The following is a 22,894-nucleotide window of genomic DNA, read 5'->3' on the forward strand; positions in this document are numbered from 1 at the left end:
GATTTACTCCGCCGCCAGGGCGACCGGCGCCGTCCGCTCAGCGGACAGTTGGGCCATGGTTTCACTGGCGCGCGCGATCGGGTTGGTCAGATAGGGATCGGCGATGACGGAGACGAAGGCGACGTCGCCCAGGTCTCCCTTGGCGCCCAGCTTGGCGACGTCGAACGTCGCGGCCGGGGCCAGATAGTCGATGCGGCCGAAGGTCGGATGGTCGCCCATCAGCTTGGCGCGCAGTTGCTCAAGCGTGTCGAACGGCAGCTTGTGGCCGACGCGCTCGGACAGGGCGCGGATGATGGCCCAGTCGTCCTTGGCTTCGCCCTTCGGGAAGACCACGCGCTCGGCCATCTGCACCCGGCCTTCGGTGTTGACGTACAGGCCCGACTTCTCGGTGTAGGCCGCGCCCGGCAGGATCACGTCCGCGCCGTGCGCGCCGCGATCGCCGTGCGAGCCCAGATAGACGCGGAAGGCGCCCGATGCGTCCGCGTTCACCTCATCGGCGCCCAGCAGGAACAGCACGTCCAGCGCGCCCGGCTTCAGCATAGCGGCGACATCCAGACCGCCCTCGCCCGGCAGGAAGCCCATGTCCAGACCGCCGACGCGCGCGGCGGCGCTGTGCAGGACGTTGAAGCCGTTCCAGCCGTCCTTGACCACGCCGACCTTCTTGGCCAGCGCGCCCAGGGCGTTCAGCACGGACGGGCCGGTCTCGCCGGTCAGGGCGCCCGCGCCGATGATGATGGCGGGACGTTCGGCCTTGGTCAGGAAGTCGGTCGCGGCCTTGGGCAGCTTGCCCAGGGTCTTCGAACCGGCGCCCAGCCAGGCGTAGCCATAGGTCAGATCGGCTTGCGGCCCGATGACGCCGACCTCGACGCCGCCCTTCAGCCAGGTCTTGCGGATGCGCGCGTTCAGCAGCGGCGCTTCCGTGCGCGGATTGGCGCCGACGATCAGGATGGCGTCAGCGTTTTCAATGCCTTGCAGGCCAGAGTTGAACAACCAGCCCTCGCGAGCCTCGCCGCCCAGCGCTGCGCCGTCCTGACGGCAGTCCGTGTTGGCCGAACCCAGCGAACGGAACAGATCCAGCAGAGCCTTCATCGACTCGGCGTCCTGCAGGTCGCCGGCGATGGCGCCGATACGGTCGGCCGGGGCCGCCTTCAGCTTGTCGGCGACGGCGGTCAGCGCCTCGTCCCACGACGCCGGACGCAGCTTGCCGTTCTCACGCACCCACGGACGGTCTAGGCGACGCGCCTGCAGGCCGTCGACGGCGTAGCGGCTCTTGTCCGACAGCCATTCCTCGTTGATGCCCTCGTTCACGCGCGGCAGCACGCGCATGACCTCGGCGCCGCGGGAGTCGGCGCGGATGTTCGAACCGAGCGCATCCATCACGTCGATGGTCTCGGTCTTCTTCAGCTCCCACGGACGATAGTGGTACTGCCACGGGCGGTGCGTCAGGGCGCCCACCGGGCACAGGTCGTTGACGTTGCCCGACAGTTCGCTGTCGATGTTCTTTTCCAGATAGGTCGTGATCTCGGCGCTTTCGCCACGCGAGATCATGCCGATGTCCGGCACGCCCGCCACTTCGGTGATGAAGCGAACGCAACGCGTGCACTGGATGCAGCGCGTCATGAACGTCTTGACCGTCGGGCCCATGTTCTTTTCTTCAACCGCGCGCTTGTTCTCGCCGTAGCGCGAACCATCGCGGCCGTAGCCGACCGCCTGATCCTGCAGGTCGCATTCGCCGCCCTGGTCGCAGATCGGGCAGTCCAGCGGGTGGTTGATGAGCAGGAACTCCATCACCCCTTCGCGGGCCTTCTTGACCATAGGCGTGTCAGTAAAGATTTCCTGACCGTCGGCGGCCGGCAGCGCGCACGAAGCCTGCGGCTTCGGCGGTCCAGGCTTCACCTCGACCAGGCACATACGGCAGTTGCCGGCGATGGACAGGCGCTCGTGGTAGCAGAACCGCGGGATTTCCTGCCCGGCGCGCTCGGCGACCTGCAGCACGGTCATGCCCGGTTCGAACTCGACTTCAACGCCGTTGACTTTGGCGATGGGCATCAGCGGGCCTCACTCTCGGCGGCTTGACCCGCCTCGGACGAAAGAGAAACGGTCTGGGTCTGGCCGTCGCGCGACAGCGACACCGTGGAATCCTTGACCGAACAGTTGAAGGTGACATGGCCGCCATCGACCGGCGCGCGCCACGACACGGTGGAGGCCGCCGCGTCGAACGTCACAGCATCGTCGCCTTGGCCATACAGCGTCAGCACCGCTTGGCGGCAAGCCTGTTCGCCCTCGAGCGGCGCGGACGGCGCCGCCGCCCCCCGGATGAAGGCGTCCCCCACCTCGGATGGCAGCACATACGGTTCGCGCGTGTTTGCCTGCTCGCCGCAGGCGGCGAGAGCGATCAGGCAAAGAAGCACTGGAGCTGCGCGTTTCATGCGGTCAGTCCTGCGCCCATTCGATGGTGGAAATGGCGCCCGACTGGGTGCAGGCCGCAGGGCCCATCAGCACCGTCGTCTTCAGCAGAAGCATCGGAGATCGCATAGCCCTACTCCGCCGCGATCGCGTGGCCGGCGAAGTTCGCGCGGCGGCTGCGGTAGGTGTGGATGCGCTCTTCGATCTCGTGACGGAAGTGCCGGATCAGGCCCTGAACGGGCCAGGCGGCGGCGTCGCCGAGGGCGCAGATGGTATGGCCTTCGACCTGACCGGCCACGTCGAGCAGCAGGTCGATCTCGGACGGGTCGGCGTCGCCGATGGCCATGCGTTCCAGCACGCGCCACATCCAGCCGGTGCCTTCACGGCACGGCGTGCACTGGCCGCAGCTCTCGTGCTTGAAGAAGTAGCTGATGCGGGCGATCGCCTTCACGATGTCGGTGGACTCGTCCATGACGGTCACGCCAGCCGTACCCAGCGACGAACGCATTTCGCGCATGGAGTCGAAGTCCATCAGCGCGACTTCAGCCTGCTCGCGCGTGATGACCGGGCAGGACGCGCCGCCCGGGATGATGGCCTTCAGATTGCCCCAACCGCCGCGCACGCCGCCGCCGTGATCCTCAATCAACTGGCGCAGCGGGATCGACATGGCCTCTTCGACCACGCAGGGCGTGTTCACGTGACCCGACAGGGACATCAGCTTGGTGCCGGTGTTGTTCGGGCGACCGAAGCTGGCGAACCAATCCGCGCCACGGCGCAGGATGGTGCCGACCACGGCGATCGATTCCACGTTGTTCACGGTCGTCGGGCAGCCGTACAGACCGGCGCCCGCCGGGAACGGCGGCTTCAGGCGCGGCTGGCCCTTCTTGCCTTCCAGGCTTTCCAGCAGGGCCGTCTCTTCGCCGCAGATATAGGCGCCGGCGCCGTGGTGGATATAGACGTCGAAGTCCCAGCCGTGGACGTTGTTCTTGCCGATCAGCTTGGCCTCATAGGCCTGCTTAACGGCGGCTTCCATGCGCTCGCGCTCAAGGATGTATTCGCCGCGCAGGTAGATGTAGCAGGCGTGGGCCTGCATCGCGAAGGAGGCGATCATCGCGCCTTCGATCAGCAGTTGCGGATCATGACGCATGATCTCGCGGTCTTTACACGTCGCGGGCTCGGACTCATCGGCGTTGATGACCAGGTAGTGAGGGCGATCCTTCACTTCCTTGGGCATGAAGGACCACTTCAGGCCGGTCGAGAAACCGGCGCCGCCGCGTCCGCGCAGGCCCGAGTTCTTGACGTTGGTGATGATCCAGTCGCGGCCAAGGTCCAGCATGTCCTTGGTGGCGTTCCACGCGCCGCGCTGCTTCGCCCCCTCAAGGCCCCAGTCCTGGAGACCGTAGAGGTTGGTGAATATCCGATCCTTGTCTTGGAGGATGCCGACCATGATCCCTTAAAGTCCTTCCGCCATGCGGCGCTTGTGGTGGCGGGTGCGCTGGAAGACGGCGTAGATCACCAGCACCCATCCGACGGCCAACAGGCCATAGGCCGCCACCGCGGCGTTTTCAGTCAGGCCGAAACGGCCTTCGCGCGCGAATATCACCAGAGCGGCCGCGACCACGATACAGGCCAGCCCCGCCCAGCGCGGACGCCAGCCGACGCGACGCAGCTCGGCCCGATAGGCCGCCCTGCCCGTTTCTGTTTCGAGGTCCGGCCGCGCCATCAGGCCGGAGCCTTTTCAGCGGCAGGCTCCGAGTTCGGCAGCTTCTTGATCTTCTTGGCGGCCGAGCCGTCGTACAGCGACGGATCGGTCAGCGTCCGCGCGCCGCCTTCAGGCTCCGACGTGTGACGGCCGACATAGCTGCCCGCCTTCGGCGTCTTGCCGGCGGCGAAGTCGTCGATGATCTGAGCCATATTCTCGGGCGTCAGGTCTTCGTAATAGAGGTCGTTGATCTGGGCCACCGGCGCGTTCGAGCAGGCGCCGATGCACTCGATCTCCTGCCAGGTGAAGCGGCCGTCGGCGGACAGCTCGTCCTTGGGGCCGATCTTCTCGCGGCAAACGCGCATCAGATCGTTGGAGCCGCGCAGCATGCACTGCGTCGTGCCGCACACCTGGATCAGGGCCGCCGTGCCGACCGGCGTCAGCTGGAACATGGTGTAGAAGGTCGCGACCTCCAGCACCCGGATATAGGCCATGCCCAGCAGCTCGCCGACAGCGCGCAGCGAGGGCTCAGACACCCAGCCTTCCTGCTTCTGGACCAGCCACAGCACCGGGATCACGGCCGACTGGCGACGCGATTCCGGGTATTTCTTGATCCACCACTGAGCCTTGTCCATCGTCTCTTTCGAGAACTCGAAAGAGGCGGGTTGCTCCTTGGCCAGACGACGAACGCTCATCGGTCCACTTCTCCGAACACCATGTCGAGCGAGCCGAGGATGGCGGACACGTCCGCCAGCATGTGGCCGCGGTTCATCCAGTCCATCGCCTGCAGGTGACGGAAGCCGGGCGCCGACAGCTTGACGCGGTAGGGTTTGTTGGTGCCGTCCGACACCAGATAGACGCCGAACTCGCCCTTGGGCGCTTCGACGGCCGCATAGACCTCGCCTTCCGGGGTGCGGAAGCCTTCGGTGTAGAGCTTGAAGTGGTGGATCAGCGCTTCCATCGAACGCTTCATCTCACCGCGACGCGGCGGAGCGATCTTGTGGTCCTCGGTCAGCACCGGCTCGCCGGGGCAGTTGCGGAGCTTGTGGATGCACTGCTCCATGATGCGGACCGACTGACGCATCTCTTCGACGCGGACCAGGTAGCGGTCCCAGCAGTCGCCGTTCTTGCCGACGACGATGTCGAACTCCATGTCGGCGTAGCAGTCGTACGGCTGGGCCTTGCGAAGATCCCAGGCGATGTCCGAGCCGCGCAGCATGACGCCCGAGAAGCCCCAGGCCATGGCGTTTTCCTTGGACACCACGCCGATGTCGACGTTCCGCTGCTTGAAGATGCGGTTCTCGGTGACCAGGCTTTCGATGTCCGCCAGCTTGGCCGGGAACTCGGCGCACCAACGGCCGATGTCGTCGATCAGCTCGGGCGTCAGATCCTGGTGGACGCCGCCCGGACGGAAGTAGTTGGCGTGCAAGCGCGCACCGCAAGCCCGTTCGTAGAACACCATCAGCTTCTCGCGCTCTTCGTGGCCCCACAGCGGCGGGGTCAGGGCGCCCACGTCCATGGCCTGCATGGTCGCGTTCAGAAGGTGGTTCAGGATACGGCCCATCTCCGAGTACAGAACCCGGATCAGCTGGCCGCGATACGGCACGTCCAGACCCAGCAACCGCTCGATGGCGAGGCAGAAGGCGTGCTCCTGGTTCATCGGCGAGACGTAGTCCAGCCGGTCCAGGTAGGGGATGTTCTGGAGGTAGGTGCGCGCCTCCATCAGCTTCTCGGTGCCGCGGTGCAGCAGGCCGATGTGCGGATCAACGCGCGTGACCAGTTCGCCGTCCAGCTCCAGCACCAGACGCAGCACGCCGTGCGCGGCCGGGTGCTGCGGGCCGAAATTGATGGTGAACTTGCGGTCGTCCATCGCCCGCGCGTGCGGGGTCAGGCCGTCTTCATAGTCCTCGAACGGGTCGATGGCGGCGCCGAGCGGCGCGGGCATGTTCTTGACGTCGGCCATTACTGCGCTCCCGCCTTTTCATCGCCCGGCAGGACGGTCGGATAGTCGGCGCCTTCCCACGGAGACAGGAAGTCGAAGTTGCGGAATTCCTGCGTCAGTTTCACCGGCTCATAGACCACGCGCTTCTGCACTTCGTCGTAACGCACCTCGACGTAGCCCGTCATCGGGAAGTCCTTGCGCAGCGGGTGCCCCTGGAAGCCGTAGTCGGTCAGGATGCGGCGCATGTCCGGGTGATCCGAGAAGATCATGCCGTACATGTCGAAGGCTTCACGCTCGAACCAGCCGGCCGACGGATAGACCGACGACACGCTGGGGACCGGCTTGACCTCATCGGTCGACACCTTGACGCGAACACGCGCGGCGCGCGTCAGCGACAGCAGGTGATAGACGACCTCGAACCGCTCGGCGCGGTCGGGATAGTCGGCGCCGCAGACGTCCATGCACTGCTGGAAGCCGAACTGATCGCGCAGGGCCGTCATGACCTCGACGATCTTCTCGCGCGGGGCGATCAGGGTCAGCTCGCCATAGGCCACCACGGCCTCGACGCCCAGCGCCGCGACCATTTCCGTGCCCAGAGGCGTCAGGGCGGATTCGCGCTCCGCAACGCGCACCAGTTCGCTCATCGCTCGATGGTCCCCGTGCGGCGGATCTTCTTCTGCAGCTGCAGGATGCCGTACAGCAGCGCCTCGGCGGTCGGCGGGCAGCCCGGAACGTAAACGTCCACCGGCACCACGCGATCGCAACCGCGCACGACGCTGTAGCTGTAGTGATAATAGCCGCCGCCGTTGGCGCAGCTGCCCATCGAGATGACGTAGCGCGGGTCCGGCATCTGATCGTAGACCTTACGCAGGGCCGGAGCCATCTTGTTGGTCAGCGTCCCAGCGACGATCATCAGGTCCGACTGGCGCGGCGAACCGCGCGGCGCGGTGCCGAAACGCTCCAGGTCGAAGCGCGGCATCGACAGGTGGATCATCTCGACGGCGCAGCAGGCCAGACCGAACGACATCCACATCAGCGAACCCGTACGGGCCCAGGTGATGACGTCATCCAGCGAGGTCGTCAGGAAGCCGCGCTCGCCCAGCTCCGTATTGACGAACTCGAAGAACTTGTCGTGGATCTTGGGATCATAGCCCTCGACGGTCGAACGCGCAGCCGAGCCGGCGGGGACCAGAGGACTGGAGGGGGCGATCACTGCCATTCCAGGGCTCCCTTCTTCCATTCGTAGATGAAGCCGACCGTCAGGACGCCCAGGAAGACCATCATCGACCAGAAGGCGAAGACCATGCCGCCGTGCGACAGGTCGAACATCGACACCGCCCACGGGAACAGGAAGGCGATTTCCAGGTCGAAGATGATGAAAAGGATCGACACCAGATAGAAGCGCACGTCGAACTTCATGCGCGCGTCGTCAAAGGCGTTGAAGCCGCACTCATAAGCCGAGAGCTTCTCGGTATCGGGGTTCTTGGGGGCCAGCACCCAGGCCGCCAGCATGAAGCCGACGCCGAGCACGATGGCGATGCCCAGGAAAACGACGATCGGAAGATATTCTAGAAGAAATTCGTTCATTCGAGCTGCCTCGCCCGCCGGGAGGTAGGGGGCGGATTCGGGGCTTCTTAGACCCAACCTCGCCAGGGTTCAAACCCATGTCGGCAAAGGTTTTTTGTTGCGAACGGTTCGCAGTTTTTTGGGCGATTTGCCGCAGGCCGCGCGATTGCCTCTTATGCCGTTGATCCGCGAAATGCGTCACCGCCTCCAACATAGCCGAGAGCTTGCGTATGAACCTGGCCGCCCGCCTGCTGAACTCCATCGAACGCATCGGCAATCGGCTGCCAGATCCCGTCTTCCTATTCCTTTGGCTGATCCTGGGCCTCGTGGCCCTCAGCCTGGTCGGCGCAGGGCTGGGCTGGTCGGCGGTCAACCCGGTGACGGGCGAGGTGCTGCAGGCGCAGAGCCTTCTTTCCCCCGCCAACCTCGAACGGCTGTTCATCGGCATGCCGCGCACCCTGGCCGACTTCCCGCCGCTGGGGATCGTCATCACCATCATCTACGGCGCCTCGGTAGCCGAACGGACGGGCCTGTTCTCGACGGCCATCCGCGGCGCCCTGCTGAATGCGCCGCGCTTCATCCTGACGCCGATCGTGGTGGTGACGGGCATGGTGTCCCACCACGCCTCGGACGCCTCCTATGTCGTGGTGATTCCGCTGGCGGCCGTGATCTTCGCCGCGGCGGGCCGTCACCCCCTGGCCGGCCTGGCCGCCGGCTTCGCCGCTGTCTCAGGCGGCTATGCGGGCAATCTGTTCCCCGGCGCCAGCGACGCCCTGATCCTGGGCATCACCGAGCCCGCCGCCCACCTGATCGACCCGTCCTACGCCGTCAGCATCGCGGGCAACTGGTTCTTCATCGTCGGAGTGGTGATCGTCTTCACCCCCATCGTCTGGTTCCTGACCGACCGGGTGATCGAGCCGCGCCTGGGCCCCTGGGTACCGCATAACACCGCCCCGATCGCCGCCGAGGAGAAGACGCCCCTCACCGCCGCCGAAAAGCGCGGCCTGGCCTGGGCGGGCCTGACCATCCTGGCCATGATCGCCGTCTGGGCGACCGTGACCTTCCTGCCCGGCTCGCCCTTCGTCGACGCCGACGCCGAACCGGCGCAACGCTACAACCCGCTGTATCGTTCTCTGGTCGCCTTCTTCGCCCTGACCTTCTTCATGGCGGGCGCGGCCTTCGGCGCAGGCTCCGGCTCGATCAAGACTCACCACGATCTGGTCCGCATGATGCGCGACGGGATCAGCCAACTGGCCCCCTATATCGTCCTGGCCTTCTTCGCCGCCCACTTCGTCGCCATGTTCAACTGGTCGGGCCTGGGGCCGATCCTGGCGGTCAACGCCGCCGCCTCCCTGCGTGAACTGGCCCTGCCCACGCCGTTGCTGTTGATCGTGGTGGTGCTGGTATCCTGCGTCTTCGACCTGTTCATCGGTTCGGCCTCGGCCAAGTGGTCGGCCCTGGCGCCCATCGTCGTGCCCATGTTCATGCTGTTGGGCATCAGCCCCGAGATGACGACCGCCGCCTATCGCATGGGCGATTCCGTCACCAACATCGCCACGCCGCTGATGAGCTACTTCCCGTTGATCCTGACCTTCGCCCAGCGTTGGGATCCCAGGTTCGGCCTGGGCTCGTTGATGGCGACCATGCTGCCCTACGCCGGAGCCTTCCTGGTCGCCGGTCTGATCATGGTGGCGACCTGGGTGGCGCTGGACCTGCCGCTGGGGCCGGGCGTGGGCGTGCACTACGAACCGCCGGCGCCCGCCACGGCGTCGCAGTTGCCTGCGGACGGCGGAATCGCCGGTCCCACAGCCCCGCCGCAAGCCGCCGCTACGCCCTCGGCAAGATGATTTGATTTATCCACAGCCGCGTCGCTTGACGTGCGACGCGGCCCCGCCTAAACGACGCCCCTCGCCGGGGCGCACAGCGCTTCGGATGGGAACGCGGGTGTAGCTCAGTTGGTTAGAGTGCCGGCCTGTCACGCCGGAGGTCGCGGGTTCGAGCCCCGTCACTCGCGCCACTCCTCTCAAGGCTTTGAGGGAGTGGCGCACCGCCCTTCCCTCTCCTCTCTCAGAAAATCGAGATTGATCACAGACGCAGCTTTCGCGCGTCTGTTCCGCCGTGTCCGGCCTTAAGCCCTCGGGACGAGCCCGAGGGCGACTACCACAGGACGGCTAGTTGATCGGCAACGCCTCTTGCGGCGTGACGAACTCCGCCTTTCCGGTCAGTTCGCCGTAGAGCATGGTCAGATCCTCGAACACGCGGCTCCAGGCGAACTGTTCCACCGCCTTGACCCGCGCCGCCTGACCCAGAGCCTCCACGTCACGCGCGAACAGGGCCTCGATCGCCTCGGCGTAATCGACCGGATCGGCCGAGGCGGCCAGTTGGCCCACGCTCTCGTCGACCGTCTCGGCCACGCCGCCCGCGTTGACGCCCACCACGGCCCGGCCGCAGGCCATGGCCTCCAGCACGATCAGGCCGAACGGCTCCTTGTCGTTGGCGTGCACGAAGGCGTCGCAGCTGGCGATGATGCGGGCCACGGCGCGCGGATCCTTCTCATACGGCAGGGAGATGACCCGATCCTCGGGCGGCATCCCCGCCCCCGCGCCAACCAGCACCAGATGATAGGGCGCGCCCAGACGCTGCACCGCGTCGATCAGGACGCCGACGTTCTTTTCCTTGGCCGGACGCCCGGCGAAGCACAGCAGGCGGGCGTCGGCGCCCAGACCCAGCTTCTTCAACAGCCAGTCGCGATCCCGACGATCCGGATGGAAGGTGTCGACCTCGACGCCGAGCGGACGAATCACAATGCCGCCCACGCCCGCCTCTTCCAGGCGCTGGGCGATGAATCGGCTGGGCGAGACGACTCGATCGAATTGCGAGAACAGCTTGGCCCAACGCTTTTCGACCGGCTTCTTGGCCCATTCACCGAAATGCAGCGCCGCCAGCGCCGCTGGGTCCGAGTGGCAAAAGCCGACGACGGGGCAGCCGACCCTCTGGCCCGCCTCCAGCGCGCCCTGGCCCGGCGTATAGGGATCGCCCGCCTCGATCAGCGTGGGGTTGAGCGACGACACCCAGGCGCCCCAGCGGCGCACCGAACTGGGCCAGCGATAGCCGTCGCCGAACGGCAGCTTAGCGGCCTGCAACCGGACGATTCCGTCCAAGCTTGCCTTGTAGCCCGCCCCGGGCACCACCAGGCTGTGCGCCACATCCGGACGATGGTCCGCGAGCCAGGCCTTCTTGGACAACAGATAACGTTTCACCCCGCCCGAACGGGGCGCAAACAGCATGGTGGTGTCCACCAATCTCGGCCGCTCCCCAGCCGCAGAAGCCTTCAGCGCCCGGAGAGTCGCCGCCACTTCGTCGTCCAGGCCAGGAAACAGCCGCAGTTCGCTTTCCTGAACGTCGATGGGGCTGGCGCTCATGCCGGAAACCTTTTCGTTGAACTTCTTCACGCTAACGCCAAGGCTCCGACTTTGGATGCGGAACGTTGGAAATCAGCGCCCTGCAGATTTTCCGCCCTACATTCGTCGCCGAGAACGCTCAAGTGAGAAGCACGAAAGGTCCAGCTTTCACTGGCGTGAAACCCGTGTTTTCATCTGGCGTTCAGCTTCGTCCCCCTACGCCAGGCCTTGCATTCGCCCCAAATTCAAGAAACTTGGGGCGTGCGGGTGCGGACCCTGTTAGGAGGGGCGCCTCAATCCTTGCGCGTGCGACCACGAGGGGTTTCCTACGAATGCGTATTCTGCTCGCGACCGCTGTAGCGATCGCTCCCCTGATGGTTGCGGCCGGCGCTCAGGCCGAACAGGTCATCTCGAACGGCCGCACCACGCCGATCAGCACATCCACGGCCAACAATGGCGCGCGCGACGACGTGCGGATCGCCAACGGTGGCTCGATCACGGTAACGTCTGGTGCGGCGGTGACGCTGGATTCGAGCAACAGCGTCGATCTCGACGCCGGCTCCAAGATCGACATGCTGAAAGCCGCCGACGGCGCCACGGGCGTGCTGGTCAACGGCGGCAACACCGGCAACGTCACCATCGGCGGCGCCATCAACATCACCGACTCGGTCGAGGAATATAAGGACGACGACAAGGACGGCGACCTGGATGGTCCCTTTGCGGATGGAACTGGCCGCTACGGCGTGCGAGTCGCCGGTTCGTCGCCGCTCGTCGGCAACATCACGATCGAGAATTCCGGTTCCATCCGGGTCGAGGGCAACAACTCCTACGGCCTGTCCGTTGAAGCGCCCCTCACCGGCAACATCATAAGCCAGGGCCAGATCACGGCCATCGGCAACAATACCTATGGCGTGCGAACCACGGGGGACGTCAGCGGCGATGTAACCTTGCTGGGCGCGGTCAGTGCTGTCGGTGAGAATGCGACCGGCGTAGCTATCGACGGAGCCGTCGGCGGCGGGGTCAAGATTCAAGGCGCCGTAACCGCTACCGGCTATCGCTATACCGTCCCGCCGCCTTCGAAACCGGCGACAGGCGAGCCGCGTGAAGGCCAGACCTATCTCGAAAACCTCGACGCGGACGACCTGCTGCAGGGCGGTCCCGCCGTGCGCATCGCAGGCGATGTAGGCAAGGGCGTCGTCTTCGACACCGCACCTTCGTATGGCTCCGGCGGCATCGATGGCGATGACGACGGCGACGGCGTCAAGAACGGTGATGAGGACGACGACGGCGACGGCAAAAAGAATCGCGAAGACACCGACCGTGACGGCGACGGCATTCTGGACGCCCAGGAAACGACGGCCAGCATCCGCTCCTTCGGCGGCGCGGCCGCCGTCCTCGTAGGATCCACGGACAGCGCCATCACCCTCGGCGAAGTCGGCACGGGCAATTCCGCCTATGGCCTCATCAACCGAGGCGCCATCGAGGCGTCGGGGGTCTATAAGGACGTGGACGCCAAGGCCGTGCAGATCGGCGGCACGGGGCAAGCCGTGAACATCGCCGGCGGCTTCCGCAACGAAGGAACTATCGGCTCGTCCGCCCTGTCAGCCAACAGCAGCACAGTGCTTGTCGGCAGCGGCGCGTCGCTTCCCACGATCATCAACACGGGCGCCATTCAGAGCGCCGTCACCAGTTCCGACGCAGACACCGCTACAGGCGTTCTGATTCAAAGCGGCGCCAATGTCGCTTCGCTCTCGAATTCGGGCACCCTCGCCGTCGGCGTTAACGGCTCCAAAGGCAACGCCGTGGCGATCCGCGACGAGTCGGGCACGCTGTCGTCGATCAACAACACCGGTCGGATCGTCGCCGCCATCACGCCCGAAAAGGATGTCGAGCGTACCGGCTCCGCCATCGCTGTAGACGTCAGCGCCAACATGACCGGCGTCAACCTTGTGCAGGACGGGACAGTAATCCCGGACCACAAACTGCCTGACGCAGACAAGGACGGTGTTCCGGACGCCAACGAACCAGCCATCATCGGCGACATCCGCCTCGGCTCAGGCGCAGACGTGCTGGACATCCGCAACGGTACGATCAACGGCGACATCTCCTTCGGTACGGGTGCCGACCGCCTGTCGATCAGCGGCGGCGCCGTCGTGACTGGCAAGCTGTCCAACGGCGACGGCCAGTTGGACATTGATATCTCCAAGGGCACGCTCGACGCCCGCCACACGGGCCAACTTCAAGTCAGCGACCTGAACGTCGGCGCTGACGGCAATCTGATCGTGACCTTGGATCCCGCCAACCAGGCTTCTGGCGGCTTCAAGGTCAGCGGCTCGGCCGATCTGGCCGACGGCGCCGGTCTCGGCGTGCGGTTCAACTCTCTGATCCAGGATCCGACCTCCTTCACCATTATCGAGGCCGGCGACCTGAACGTCGGCGACATCGACCAGGCCGCCTTGCAGTCCAACTCGCCCTACGCCTTCGTCGTCAGCGCGAACGTCGATGAGGCTGCAGGAAAGCTGACCGTCGATGCGCGCAAGCGCACGGCCGAAGAGGCTGGCATGATCAAGGCCGAAGCATCGGCCTATGACGTTCTGTACGCTGGCCTGGCTGACAATGAAGTCATCCGCGCCGCCATGCTGAACCAGACGGACCGCGACGGCTTCTTCAACATCTACCAGCAATTGCTGCCCGAACATTCGGGCGGCCCGCTGCTGTCCCTGGCCAGCGGCGTGGACGCCGTGACCCGCGCCCTGACCGGCCGTAACGCCGCCGCCGCGCCGGGCGAAACCAGCGCCTGGGTGCAGGAGATCAACTTCTACGCCGACAAGGACAAGACCGACACCTACGGCTTCCGTTCGGAAGGCTTCGGCCTCGCGGGCGGCGTCGAGCGCGGCACCAACATGGGCGCTTTCGGTCTGACGGCGGCCTTCACCTCGTCGGATCTGGAAGACCCGGAATCGGCGGCTGAGGAAGTGCTGTCAGCCAATCTGCTGGAACTCGGTCTCTACTGGCGCGCCCAGGGTCAGTACTGGACCACATGGGCCCGTGCCGCCGGCGGTTACGCTTCCTTCAGCGCCACGCGCAAGCTGGTCGCCGACGGCGTCAACCTGAAGAACGAATCCGACTGGAACGGCTTCACCCTCGCCGCAGCCGGGGGCGCCTCGTACGAACGCCACTTCGGCCGGGTGAACGTCCGTCCCGAAGTCTATGTCGAGTATTTCTCGCTGAGCGAAGACGCTCGCACCGAAGAAGGCGGCGGCGACGGTTTCGACCTGAAGATCGACGAGCGCGACGGCCATCTGTTCTCGGGCGTGGCCGCCGTCAACATCGGCTACGGATTCGGCAAAGACGGCTGGATTCGTCCGGAGCTGCGCGTCGGCTGGCGCCAGAACTTCTCTGTCGATGCAGGCAAGACCATCGCCCGCTTCGCCTCGGGCGGCGACTCCTTCACCCTGGATCCCGCCAGCATCGAGGGCGGCGGCCCGATCCTGGGCTTCCGTCTGAATGTCGGCAACGACCTGGGCATGCTGGCCATCACCGGCGACGCCGAGCTGTTGGAAGACTACGTCCGCTACACCCTGTTGCTGCGGGCCAGCTTCAAGTTCTGACTTTTCTTCGGAACCCGAATGAAAATGGGCCGCCGGATTCGTTCCGGCGGCCCTTTCCATGTCTTGTGGCGCACTCGGGCCTTTCTATGATCCCTCTCAACCAGAGGGGGTTTCAAATGAACAAGTTCGCCTGGGCGGCCTGCGCCCTGATCCTCAGCGCCCACGCGCCCGCGATGGCGCAAACCACCGCCCAAACGGCCGCCGCGCCCAGCCTGCCGACCGCCGACCGCGGCCTGTTCACCGCGCAAGATCTGTTCGGCATGGAGGTCGCCTCCGACGCCCAGATCAGCCCGGACGGGGGGCAGATCGCCTATGTCCGCCAGACGGCCGACATCATGACCGACCGGATGCGCCCGACCATCTGGTTGATCGACGTGAAAACCGGCCGCCATTCGCCCCTGATCGCCTCGGCCGGGTCGCACCGCCAGCCGCGCTGGTCGCCGGATGGTACGCGCCTGTCCTACATCTCCAGCGCCGAGGGCGGCGCGCCGCAGTTGTTCGTGCGCTGGATGGCGTCGGGCGAATCGGTCCGCGTCACCAACCTGCCCAACACCCCGTCCAGCGTCAGCTGGTCGCCCAACGGCGAGCAGTTGGCCTATTCCGTCCTGGTCCCCGGCGAGAAACCCAAGATCGGCTCGCCCCTGGCCAAGCCCGAGGGCGCCCAGTGGGCCCCGTCGCTGGAGATCATCGACAGCGTCTCCTACCGCTCCGACGGCCAGGGCTATCTGAAGCCCGGCTTCCGCCACGTCTTCGTCGTCGGGTCGCAGGGCGGCGGCGCGCGCCAGCTGACGCACGGCGACTTCCACCACGGCGGCGGCCTGTCCTGGTCGGCCGATTCCCGCACCCTCTACCTCAGCGCCAACCGTCGCCCCGACTGGCAGCGCGAAGCCGCCGACAGCGAAGTCTTCGCCCTAGATGTCCAGACCGGCGGCCTGACCGCCCTGACCAGCCGCGCCGGGCCGGACAACGCCCCCGTCGCCTCATCCGACGGCCGCCGCATCGCCTATCTCGGTTATGACGACAAGCGGATGGGCTATCACAATACCCGCCTCTATGTGATGGACGCCGACGGCTCGAACAGCCGCGTCCTGACCGAAAGCCTCGACCGCTCGGTCCAGTCTCCGGTGTGGAGCCGCGATGGCCGGTCGGTCTATGTCGCCTATGACGATCAGGGCCGCACCAAGGTCGCTCGCGTGTCGATGGACGGCGCCGTCACCACCCTGATCGAGGATCTGACGGGCGACGATTTCGGCCGCCCCTACACCGGCGGCGGCTTCACCGTGGCCGACGACGGCGCCATCGCCTACACGCGCGGCGATTCCAGCCGCCCGGCCGACGTCCACGTCCTGAAGGGCGGCCGCAGCACCCAGCTGACTCGCCTGAACGCCGACTTCCTCAACGCCCGCCGCCTGGGCGAGGTGCGCCGCATCCAGGTCGCCTCCTCCCACGATCAACGCGCGGTCGAAAGCTGGCTGACGCTCCCGGCCGACTATGTCGAGGGCCAGCGCTATCCGCTGGTGCTGGAGATCCACGGCGGCCCGTTCGCCGCCTATGGCCCGCACTTCGCCACGGACAACCAGTTGTTCGCCGCTGCGGGCTATGCGGTGCTGTCGGTCAACCCGCGCGGCTCGACCTCCTATGGGGACGAGTTCGCCAACCTGATCCACCACAACTATCCGTCGAACGACTATGACGACCTGATCAGCAGCGTCGACGCCGTCATCGCTCAGGGAATCGCCGACCCGAACAAGCTGTTCGTCACCGGCGGTTCGGGCGGCGGCGTGCTGACCAGCTGGATCGTCGGCAAGACCGACCGCTTCAAGGCCGCCGTCGTCCAGAAGCCGGTCATCGACTGGGCCAGCTTCGTCCTGACGGCCGACAACCCGGCCTTCTTCGCCCGCTACTGGTTCGGCGAATATCCGTGGGAGAACCCGGAGGCCTACTGGCGCCGGTCGCCGCTGTCGCTGGTCGGCAACGTCAAGACGCCGACCATGGTCGTCGTCGGCGACGAGGACTATCGCACACCCGTCAGCGAGTTGGAGCAGTACTACACCGCCCTGCAGCTGCGCGGCGTGCCCACGGCCCTGGTGAAGATCCCCGGCGTCGGCCACAGCCTGGCCGTCCGCCCGTCCCAGAACGCCGCCCGCATGAACGCCATGATCGAATGGTTCGCGCGCTACAAGGACGGCGCACCGGCCGCTCCGGCGCAATAAGACCCGGCCCCGCGCCCGTCATGCGGCGGGCGCGGGGTTCAGCGTGGCGTTAGTTGACTTTTAACCAGAACACTTACAGAACATCATCAACGGTTCACGCCTTGTTCTGGATTCTGCGCCATGCTCACGAAGAAACAGCACGAACTCCTGATGTTCATTCATGAGCGCATCCGGGAGACGGGCGTTTCGCCGTCCTTCGACGAGATGAAGGAGGCGCTGGACCTGGCGTCCAAGTCGGGCATCCACCGCCTGATCACGGCGCTGGAGGAACGCGGCTTCATCCGCCGTCTCGCCCACCGCGCCCGCGCGCTGGAGGTGGTGAAGCTGCCGGAGCAGGCGACGACCGCCGCCCCGGCCAAGGGCCGCGCGCCTTTCAAGCCCGACGTGATCCAGGGCGGCGGCCTGAATCCTCGCCCCGCCGTCGCCGAGGCCGCCAACGACGTCCGCGACTTGCCCCTGCTGGGCAAGATCGCCGCCGGCACCCCCATCGCCGCCATCCAGCACGAGCGCGAGCGCCTGCCCGTCCCCGAAGCCATGCTGGGTGCGGGCGAGCACTACCTGCTCGAAATCGAGGGCGACTCCATGATCGAGGCCGGCATCCTCGACGGCGACACGGTCATCATCAAACGGGTGGAGAACGCCTCTTCCGGCGAGATCGTCGTCGCCCTGGTCGAAGGCGAGGAAGCCACGCTGAAACGCCTGCGCAAGAAGGGCCAGTCCATCGCGCTCGAGCCCGCCAACAGCGCCTATGAGACCCGTATCTTCGGCCCCGATCAGGTCGAGGTTCAGGGCAAGCTGGTCGGGCTGCTGCGCCGCTATCACTGAGCCCCACTTCCGCTCATCCTTGCGGACGCCGGGATCCAGTGCTTTGGCTTCAAGCGGGCCGTCTGGAAGTTTGCCTGTCCTCTGGCCTCATCTGGCCAGCGATAGCGCGTGTATCTCTTACTGGATCCCGGCGTCCGCCGGGATGAGCGGTTAGGAGTGAGCCCCGCTCCACGGCCGCCGTCCCCGCACCTCCGCCGCCCACAGGGCGCGCCAGCCGCCGGCCCCATCGCGCCACAGCTCCACCGAACCGCCGCGCGCATGATCCGCGCCGTCCAGCACCAGCCGCCCCTCGCATGACGACGGCAGGACCGCGACCACAGCCCTTATGCTGACCACCTCGGCGCTGCGGCACATATGATCCAGTTGCGCCTCGCTAGGCGACGCCTTGCCCCACCACAGCACCAGCGCGCCTTCCTCACCCTCCGGCGCGCAGAAGGACCGCTTGCAGGTCCAGCCTTCGCCCGACCGCCCGACCGCCTCCAACCCCCGCCGCCGGGACCACAGATCACTGGCGAACTGGCGCACCGCAGGCCGCATGACGATCGCCTGCTCTCCCTGCCGATACGCCGCATTCGCACCGCCGTCGCCGACCCAGACATCCGGCGGCGCCGGGCGCGGCCAGATCAGCACCGCCGCCGCGAACGGCAGGCCCAGCCAGCGCCACCGTCCGCGCCACAGGCACATGAACAATATGCCCACGAAAGCGACCGGCAGAGCCGCCGCCGGGGCGCTGGGGATCGCCTGAACCGCGCCGGGCAGACCCGCCGCCCAGTGCCCTATCGCCAGCATGACATCCACCGACTTGCCCGCCAGCCACAGGAAGGGCGCGCCCAGGCCCAGCGGCTCCAGCGCCGCGCCCAGCGCCAAGGCGGGCATCATGATGAAGTCCGCCAGCGGCGCCGTCGCCAGATTGGCGATCAGTCCATAGACGGCCGTGCGGTTGAAATGCTGCATAGCGAACGGCCCCGTCGCCATGCCCGCGACCAGGCTGGCGGCGCAGGCGGCCAACAGCCAGCTGCCGAACCGCTGCACGGCGACAATGGGCCAGGGCGCGGCGAACTCTCGGATGCGGCGCGGCCAGACCTCGACCAGGGCGACCAGGGCCGCCGTCGCCGCAAAGGACATCTGGAACCCCGGCGTCACCACGGCCTCGGGCCGCAGCAACAGCACGACAAAAGCCGCCGCCGCCAGCGCCCGCATCGTCACCGCCTGCCGGTCAGCCAATACGGCCAGAAAGGCGATAGAGGCCGTGACCGCCGCCCGCTCGGCCGGCGGCGGCGACCCCGAGATCACCAGATACGTCCCGACCGCGATCAGGCCCGCGATCGCCGCAACCTTCTTGCCCGACACGCGCAACGCCAGCCACGGCCAGGCCGCGACCAGCAGACGCACGGCGAAGAAGACGAAGCCCCCCACGACCGCCATATGCAGTCCCGAGATCGACAGGATGTGCGCCAGTCCCGAATCCCGCATGGCGTCCAGGTCCGGGCTCTGGATCCAGGTCTCGTGCCCCGTGGTCATGGCCGCCGCCACCCCGCCGGTGCGCTCGCCCAGGCGCGCGACGATCCGTTCGGCCAGGGCGTAGCGCACGGCGTTGACCTTCATCGCCATGCGCACCCGCCAGGGCGGCGGCGCCAGATCGGCGGTGCGCGTCGGTCCCAGGGCGAACAGCGTCCCGCCCATGCCCTGAAAATAGGCGTTGCGGCCAAAGTCATAGGCGCCGGGACTGGCGGGCGGCGGCGGCGGGTTCAGGATGCCGAAGACGCGGATGGCCGCGCCGGGCGGCGGCGGCGCGCCTTTCACCGTCACGCGCAACCGCTCGGGCGTCGCCTGGGGCGTCAGGCCGCGCACCCGCACCGGCGCGACGACAATGCGCGCGCCGTTCTGGCCCGGCGAATCCACGTCCATGACCCAGCCCTCGAGCTGCGTAGGCTTCATGTCGGCGGGTGCGATCGGCGCCGCTACGGCCTCGGCCCTCAGCTTGGCGACCGCCAGGCCGCCGCCGAAGCACGCCAGCATCAACAGGATCAGGGTCGCCGCGCGTGGCAGCCCCCGCGCCCGCCCGACGATCCAGGCTCCGAACAAGACCATGGCCGCCGTCGCCAGCGGCCACGTCGCAGGTTCATCCTTCAAGGCAAAGTAGGCGGCGCACCCTGCACCGAAACAGACGGACGACCACAGGGGCCAGCGATCCGCCTGCGCCCGCACGTCATGGCGAAGACTGTCAAATAACCGGGCCATAAGGGTTCGCTTCCCCACGGGCGGGCGTATAAGACCCTGCCCTATGGACCCTGCCTCTATGACCTCCCCTTCCTCGACCGTCGTCACCCGCTTCGCCCCCTCGCCCACAGGCTACCTGCATATCGGCGGGGCGAGAACTGCGTTATTCAACTGGCTGTACGCCAAGGGGCGCGGCGGCAAGTTCCTGATCCGCATCGAGGACACCGACCGCGAACGTTCGACCGACGAGGCGGTGAAGGCCATCTTCGACGGCCTGTCCTGGCTGGAGTTGTTCGGCGACGAAGAACCGGTCTTCCAGTTCGCTCGCGCCGACCGTCACCGCGACGTGGTCAATGAGCTGCTGGCGACCGGCCACGCCTATCGCGACTTCCTGACCGCCGACGAGACCACGGCCCTGCGCGACCAGGCCAAGGCCGAGGGCCGTGACTTCGTCTCGCCCTGGCGTGATCGCGAACCGAGCGTCGACGATCTGGCCAAGCCGCACACAGTGCGCTTCCGCCGCCCGCTGGATCAGGCCGTCGCGGTCGATGACGCCGTGCAGGGAACCGTGCGCTGGGACTCGGCGTCGCTGGACGACCTCGTCATCCTGCGCTCGGACGGGGCCCCGACCTACAATCTGGCCGTGGTGGTGGACGACCACGACATGGGCGTGACTCACGTCATCCGCGGCGACGACCATCTGAACAACGCCGCTCGCCAGAGCCTGATCTACGACGCCCTGGGCTGGACGCGGCCGACCTTCGCCCACATCCCCCTGATCCACGGCCCGGACGGCGCCAAACTGTCCAAGCGCCACGGCGCCCAAGCGGTGCACGAATACGCCGACATGGGCTATCTGCCCGAGGCCATGCGCAACTATCTGGCCCGCCTGGGCTGGGCGCACGGCGATGACGAACTTTTCAGCGACGAGCAGGCCCTGGCCTGGTTCGACCTGACCGGCGTCAACAAGGCCCCTGCCCGCCTGGATTTCGACAAGCTGGCCCACGTCAACGCCCACTGGCTGCGTCTGGCGGACGACGATCGCCTGGCCAAGCTGACCCTGGACGCCCATCTGGCGCGCGGCCGCACGTTGCAGCCGGACGACGAGGAACGACTTCTGAGGGCCATGCCTTTCGTCAAGGATCGCGCCAAGACCATCCCCGAATTGGCCGATCAGACGGTATTCGTGTTGCAGGTGCGTCCACTCGCCTTAAACGAGAAATCCGCCGGTTTGCTGCAAGGCGAAAGCGGCCAGCGAATTTCACGACTGCGTGAGCGCCTGAACCTTTTCCAGAGCTGGGACGTCTTCGCCCTGGAAGCCGAACTTAAGGTTTTTGCTGAGGAAGAGAACGTAGGCTTCGGAAAAATCGGACCTTCCATGCGCGCCGCCTTGACGGGCGGCTCGGCATCGCCAGATATCGCGCGTACTCTTTGCGCTCTCGGGCGCGACGAAAGTCTCGGACGCTTGGATGATGCGCTGCAACAGACTAAGTGATCACCCATAACCAACTCAGGCCGTCCGCCTCCCCGCGCGCCGGTCGAAAGAAGAACAAGGGGCCTAGATGACTGAACAAGCGAAACCCGCCGGCTCGGCGACCCTGTCCTACCAGGACAAGTCCATTGAGCTCCCCGTCCTCTCCGGCTCGACCGGCCCGGACGTCATCGACATCCGCAAGCTGTACGGCGGCACCGGCGCCTTCACCTTCGATCCCGGCTTCACCTCCACGGCGGCCTGCGAATCGGGCCTGACCTATATCGACGGCGATGAAGGCGTGCTGCTGCACCGCGGCTACCCCATCGACCAGTTGGCCTCCAAGTCCAACTTCCTGGAAGTCTGCCATCTGCTGCTGCACGGCGAACTGCCGAACGCCGCCGAGTTCGAAGAGTTCGAGCAGAGCGTCACGCGCCACACCATGCTGCACGCCCAGTTCGACCGCTTCTTCGAAGGCTTCCGCCGCGACGCCCACCCGATGGCGATCATGGTCGGCACCGTCGGCGCCTTGTCGGCCTTCTATCACGACAGCCTGGACATCCATGATCCGGTCCAGCGCAACATCTCGGCCATCCGTCTGATCGCAAAGATGCCGACGATCGCGGCTCGTGCGTACAAGTACCACATCGGCCAGCCCTTCATCTCGCCGCGCAACGACCTGTCGTATGCCGAGAACTTCCTGCGCATGTGCTTCGCCGTGCCGGCCGAGGACTATCACGTCGATCCGGCCCTGGTGCGCGCCATGGACCGAATCTTCATCCTGCACGCCGACCACGAGCAGAACGCCTCGACCTCGACCGTCCGCCTGGCCGGCTCGTCGGGCGCCAACCCCTTCGCCTGTATCGCCGCCGGCATCGCCTGCCTGTGGGGCCCGTCGCACGGCGGCGCCAACGAAGAGGCGCTGAACATGCTGAAGGAAATCGGCACCCCGGACCGCATTCCTGAATTCATTCAGGGCGTTAAGGACAAGCGCTACAAGCTGATGGGCTTCGGCCACCGCGTGTACAAGAACTACGACCCGCGCGCGAAGGTCATGCAGCAGTCGGCCTATGAAGTGCTGGCCGCCACGGGCCGCGAGAACGACCCGCTGTTCCAGGTCGCCAAGGAGCTGGAAGCCGTCGCCCTGAAGGACGAGTACTTCACCTCGCGCAAGCTGTTCCCGAACGTCGACTTCTATTCGGGCATCACCCTGTCGGCCATGGGCTTCCCGACCACCATGTTCACCGTGCTGTTCGCCCTGGCGCGCACCGTGGGCTGGATCGCCCAGTGGCAGGAAATGATGGCCGATCCGTCGCAGAAGATCGGCCGCCCGCGTCAGCTGTACACCGGCCCGACCGAACGCGACTACGTGCCGCTGGCCCAACGCGGCTAAGACCGCGCACAGCGCGAAATGCAGAAACGCCGGGGCGCAAGCTCCGGCGTTTTTTCTTGACCGAATTGGAGGCTGAGTGCTGGCGATTGCCTCCCCCCTCATCTCGACGTCCACCGGGATGAGCGGGACTGAAAGTGTGCGGCC

At 66.4% G+C, this 22,894-nt stretch carries 17 protein-coding genes and 1 tRNA gene; 7 read left to right on the forward strand and 11 right to left on the reverse strand.

The annotated features are described in order from the left end of the window. Nucleotides 1-3: 3 nt before the first annotated feature. From nuoG to ABC419_RS11235, 9 genes are all read right to left on the reverse strand, one after another. Complete coding sequence (gene nuoG / locus ABC419_RS11195; protein ID WP_125900144.1) at nucleotides 4-2,049, reverse strand: NADH-quinone oxidoreductase subunit NuoG; 2,046 nt, start codon at nucleotides 2,047-2,049, stop codon at nucleotides 4-6. Next, nucleotides 2,049-2,429, reverse strand: a complete 381-nt coding sequence (locus ABC419_RS11200; RefSeq protein WP_200165437.1) for a hypothetical protein — start codon at nucleotides 2,427-2,429, stop codon at nucleotides 2,049-2,051. Before ABC419_RS11200 ends, nuoG begins: the two co-directional genes overlap by 1 nt. Nucleotides 2,430-2,539: 110 nt before the next feature. Next, on the reverse strand, nucleotides 2,540-3,853 hold the full coding sequence (gene nuoF, locus ABC419_RS11205; RefSeq protein WP_200165439.1) for an NADH-quinone oxidoreductase subunit NuoF: 1,314 nt from the start codon (nucleotides 3,851-3,853) through the stop codon (nucleotides 2,540-2,542). A gap of 6 nt (nucleotides 3,854-3,859) precedes the next feature. Continuing rightward, nucleotides 3,860-4,129 carry a DUF3611 family protein gene (locus tag ABC419_RS11210; protein ID WP_200165441.1) on the reverse strand — a complete coding sequence of 90 codons (270 nt, stop codon included), beginning with the start codon at nucleotides 4,127-4,129 and terminating at the stop codon, nucleotides 3,860-3,862. Further along, the gene (gene nuoE / locus ABC419_RS11215) at nucleotides 4,129-4,803 is read right to left on the reverse strand and encodes an NADH-quinone oxidoreductase subunit NuoE (RefSeq protein WP_412877452.1); all 675 of its coding nucleotides are present in this window, start codon (nucleotides 4,801-4,803) and stop codon (nucleotides 4,129-4,131) included. Before nuoE ends, ABC419_RS11210 begins: the two co-directional genes overlap by 1 nt. Further along, nucleotides 4,800-6,053, reverse strand: coding sequence for an NADH-quinone oxidoreductase subunit D (locus tag ABC419_RS11220; protein ID WP_371412927.1), 1,254 nt, complete (start codon nucleotides 6,051-6,053; stop codon nucleotides 4,800-4,802). Before ABC419_RS11220 ends, nuoE begins: the two co-directional genes overlap by 4 nt. Nucleotides 6,054-6,070: 17 nt before the next feature. Then, nucleotides 6,071-6,694 (reverse strand): NADH-quinone oxidoreductase subunit C, encoded by a 624-nt coding sequence (locus tag ABC419_RS11225; RefSeq protein ID WP_200165445.1) that lies wholly within the window; start codon nucleotides 6,692-6,694, stop codon nucleotides 6,071-6,073. Next, complete coding sequence (locus ABC419_RS11230; RefSeq protein ID WP_412878203.1) at nucleotides 6,691-7,290, reverse strand: NuoB/complex I 20 kDa subunit family protein; 600 nt, start codon at nucleotides 7,288-7,290, stop codon at nucleotides 6,691-6,693. The genes ABC419_RS11225 and ABC419_RS11230 overlap by 4 nt, the downstream gene beginning before the upstream one ends. Further along, nucleotides 7,260-7,637, reverse strand: coding sequence for an NADH-quinone oxidoreductase subunit A (locus ABC419_RS11235; protein ID WP_292056347.1), 378 nt, complete (start codon nucleotides 7,635-7,637; stop codon nucleotides 7,260-7,262). The genes ABC419_RS11230 and ABC419_RS11235 overlap by 31 nt, the downstream gene beginning before the upstream one ends. A gap of 209 nt (nucleotides 7,638-7,846) precedes the next feature. Between ABC419_RS11235 and ABC419_RS11240 the strand changes: the two genes are divergently transcribed. Both ABC419_RS11240 and ABC419_RS11245 read left to right on the forward strand, forming a co-directional pair. Beyond that, complete coding sequence (locus ABC419_RS11240) at nucleotides 7,847-9,463, forward strand: AbgT family transporter (protein ID WP_412877451.1); 1,617 nt, start codon at nucleotides 7,847-7,849, stop codon at nucleotides 9,461-9,463. Between the two features lie 93 nt (nucleotides 9,464-9,556). Further along, nucleotides 9,557-9,633, forward strand: a tRNA-Asp gene (locus tag ABC419_RS11245). Between the two features lie 154 nt (nucleotides 9,634-9,787). On the opposite strand, the gene ABC419_RS11250 is transcribed toward ABC419_RS11245, so the two are convergent. After that, nucleotides 9,788-11,038: a glycosyltransferase gene (locus ABC419_RS11250; RefSeq protein WP_125900312.1), complete on the reverse strand. Its 1,251-nt coding sequence runs from the start codon at nucleotides 11,036-11,038 to the stop codon at nucleotides 9,788-9,790. Between the two features lie 311 nt (nucleotides 11,039-11,349). Here ABC419_RS11250 and ABC419_RS11255 point away from each other — a divergent pair, with 311 nt between their 5' ends. The 3 genes from ABC419_RS11255 (at nucleotide 11,350) to lexA (ending at nucleotide 17,666) form a co-directional block, all read left to right on the forward strand. After that, entirely contained in the window at nucleotides 11,350-14,628 is a 3,279-nt protein-coding gene (locus tag ABC419_RS11255; RefSeq protein ID WP_368925493.1) for an autotransporter outer membrane beta-barrel domain-containing protein, read from the forward strand. A gap of 116 nt (nucleotides 14,629-14,744) precedes the next feature. Continuing rightward, entirely contained in the window at nucleotides 14,745-16,841 is a 2,097-nt protein-coding gene (locus tag ABC419_RS11260) for a S9 family peptidase (protein ID WP_412877450.1), read from the forward strand. Between the two features lie 120 nt (nucleotides 16,842-16,961). Next, on the forward strand, nucleotides 16,962-17,666 hold the full coding sequence (lexA, locus tag ABC419_RS11265; protein WP_003164579.1) for a transcriptional repressor LexA: 705 nt from the start codon (nucleotides 16,962-16,964) through the stop codon (nucleotides 17,664-17,666). Between the two features lie 150 nt (nucleotides 17,667-17,816). Here the strand turns inward: lexA and ABC419_RS11270 are convergent, their stop codons facing one another. Further along, nucleotides 17,817-19,907, reverse strand: coding sequence for a ComEC/Rec2 family competence protein (locus tag ABC419_RS11270; RefSeq protein WP_412877449.1), 2,091 nt, complete (start codon nucleotides 19,905-19,907; stop codon nucleotides 17,817-17,819). Nucleotides 19,908-19,965: 58 nt separating this feature from the next. On the opposite strand from ABC419_RS11270, the gene gltX reads away from it, so the two are divergent. Continuing rightward, complete coding sequence (gene gltX / locus ABC419_RS11275) at nucleotides 19,966-21,381, forward strand: glutamate--tRNA ligase (protein ID WP_412877448.1); 1,416 nt, start codon at nucleotides 19,966-19,968, stop codon at nucleotides 21,379-21,381. A 67-nt stretch (nucleotides 21,382-21,448) separates the two neighbouring features. Then, nucleotides 21,449-22,750: a citrate synthase gene (gene gltA / locus ABC419_RS11280; RefSeq protein WP_125900134.1), complete on the forward strand. Its 1,302-nt coding sequence runs from the start codon at nucleotides 21,449-21,451 to the stop codon at nucleotides 22,748-22,750. Nucleotides 22,751-22,894 lie beyond the last annotated feature (144 nt).

Origin of the sequence: Brevundimonas phoenicis, from assembly GCF_047237745.1 — a bacterium.
GTDB lineage: Bacteria > Pseudomonadota > Alphaproteobacteria > Caulobacterales > Caulobacteraceae > Brevundimonas.

Coding starts and splice junctions, on each gene's coding strand:
- nuoG (WP_125900144.1), bottom strand. CDS start 2,049: ATGCCCATCGCCAAAGTCAACGGCGTTGAAGTCGAGTTCGAACCGGGC.
- ABC419_RS11200 (WP_200165437.1), bottom strand. CDS start 2,429: ATGAAACGCGCAGCTCCAGTGCTTCTTTGCCTGATCGCTCTCGCCGCC.
- nuoF (WP_200165439.1), bottom strand. CDS start 3,853: ATGGTCGGCATCCTCCAAGACAAGGATCGGATATTCACCAACCTCTAC.
- ABC419_RS11210 (WP_200165441.1), bottom strand. CDS start 4,129: ATGGCGCGGCCGGACCTCGAAACAGAAACGGGCAGGGCGGCCTATCGG.
- nuoE (WP_412877452.1), bottom strand. CDS start 4,803: ATGAGCGTTCGTCGTCTGGCCAAGGAGCAACCCGCCTCTTTCGAGTTC.
- ABC419_RS11220 (WP_371412927.1), bottom strand. CDS start 6,053: ATGCCCGCGCCGCTCGGCGCCGCCATCGACCCGTTCGAGGACTATGAA.
- ABC419_RS11225 (WP_200165445.1), bottom strand. CDS start 6,694: ATGAGCGAACTGGTGCGCGTTGCGGAGCGCGAATCCGCCCTGACGCCT.
- ABC419_RS11230 (WP_412878203.1), bottom strand. CDS start 7,290: ATGGAAGAAGGGAGCCCTGGAATGGCAGTGATCGCCCCCTCCAGTCCT.
- ABC419_RS11235 (WP_292056347.1), bottom strand. CDS start 7,637: ATGAACGAATTTCTTCTAGAATATCTTCCGATCGTCGTTTTCCTGGGC.
- ABC419_RS11240 (WP_412877451.1), top strand. CDS start 7,847: ATGAACCTGGCCGCCCGCCTGCTGAACTCCATCGAACGCATCGGCAAT.
- ABC419_RS11250 (WP_125900312.1), bottom strand. CDS start 11,038: ATGAGCGCCAGCCCCATCGACGTTCAGGAAAGCGAACTGCGGCTGTTT.
- ABC419_RS11255 (WP_368925493.1), top strand. CDS start 11,350: ATGCGTATTCTGCTCGCGACCGCTGTAGCGATCGCTCCCCTGATGGTT.
- ABC419_RS11260 (WP_412877450.1), top strand. CDS start 14,745: ATGAACAAGTTCGCCTGGGCGGCCTGCGCCCTGATCCTCAGCGCCCAC.
- lexA (WP_003164579.1), top strand. CDS start 16,962: ATGCTCACGAAGAAACAGCACGAACTCCTGATGTTCATTCATGAGCGC.
- ABC419_RS11270 (WP_412877449.1), bottom strand. CDS start 19,907: ATGGCCCGGTTATTTGACAGTCTTCGCCATGACGTGCGGGCGCAGGCG.
- gltX (WP_412877448.1), top strand. CDS start 19,966: ATGACCTCCCCTTCCTCGACCGTCGTCACCCGCTTCGCCCCCTCGCCC.
- gltA (WP_125900134.1), top strand. CDS start 21,449: ATGACTGAACAAGCGAAACCCGCCGGCTCGGCGACCCTGTCCTACCAG.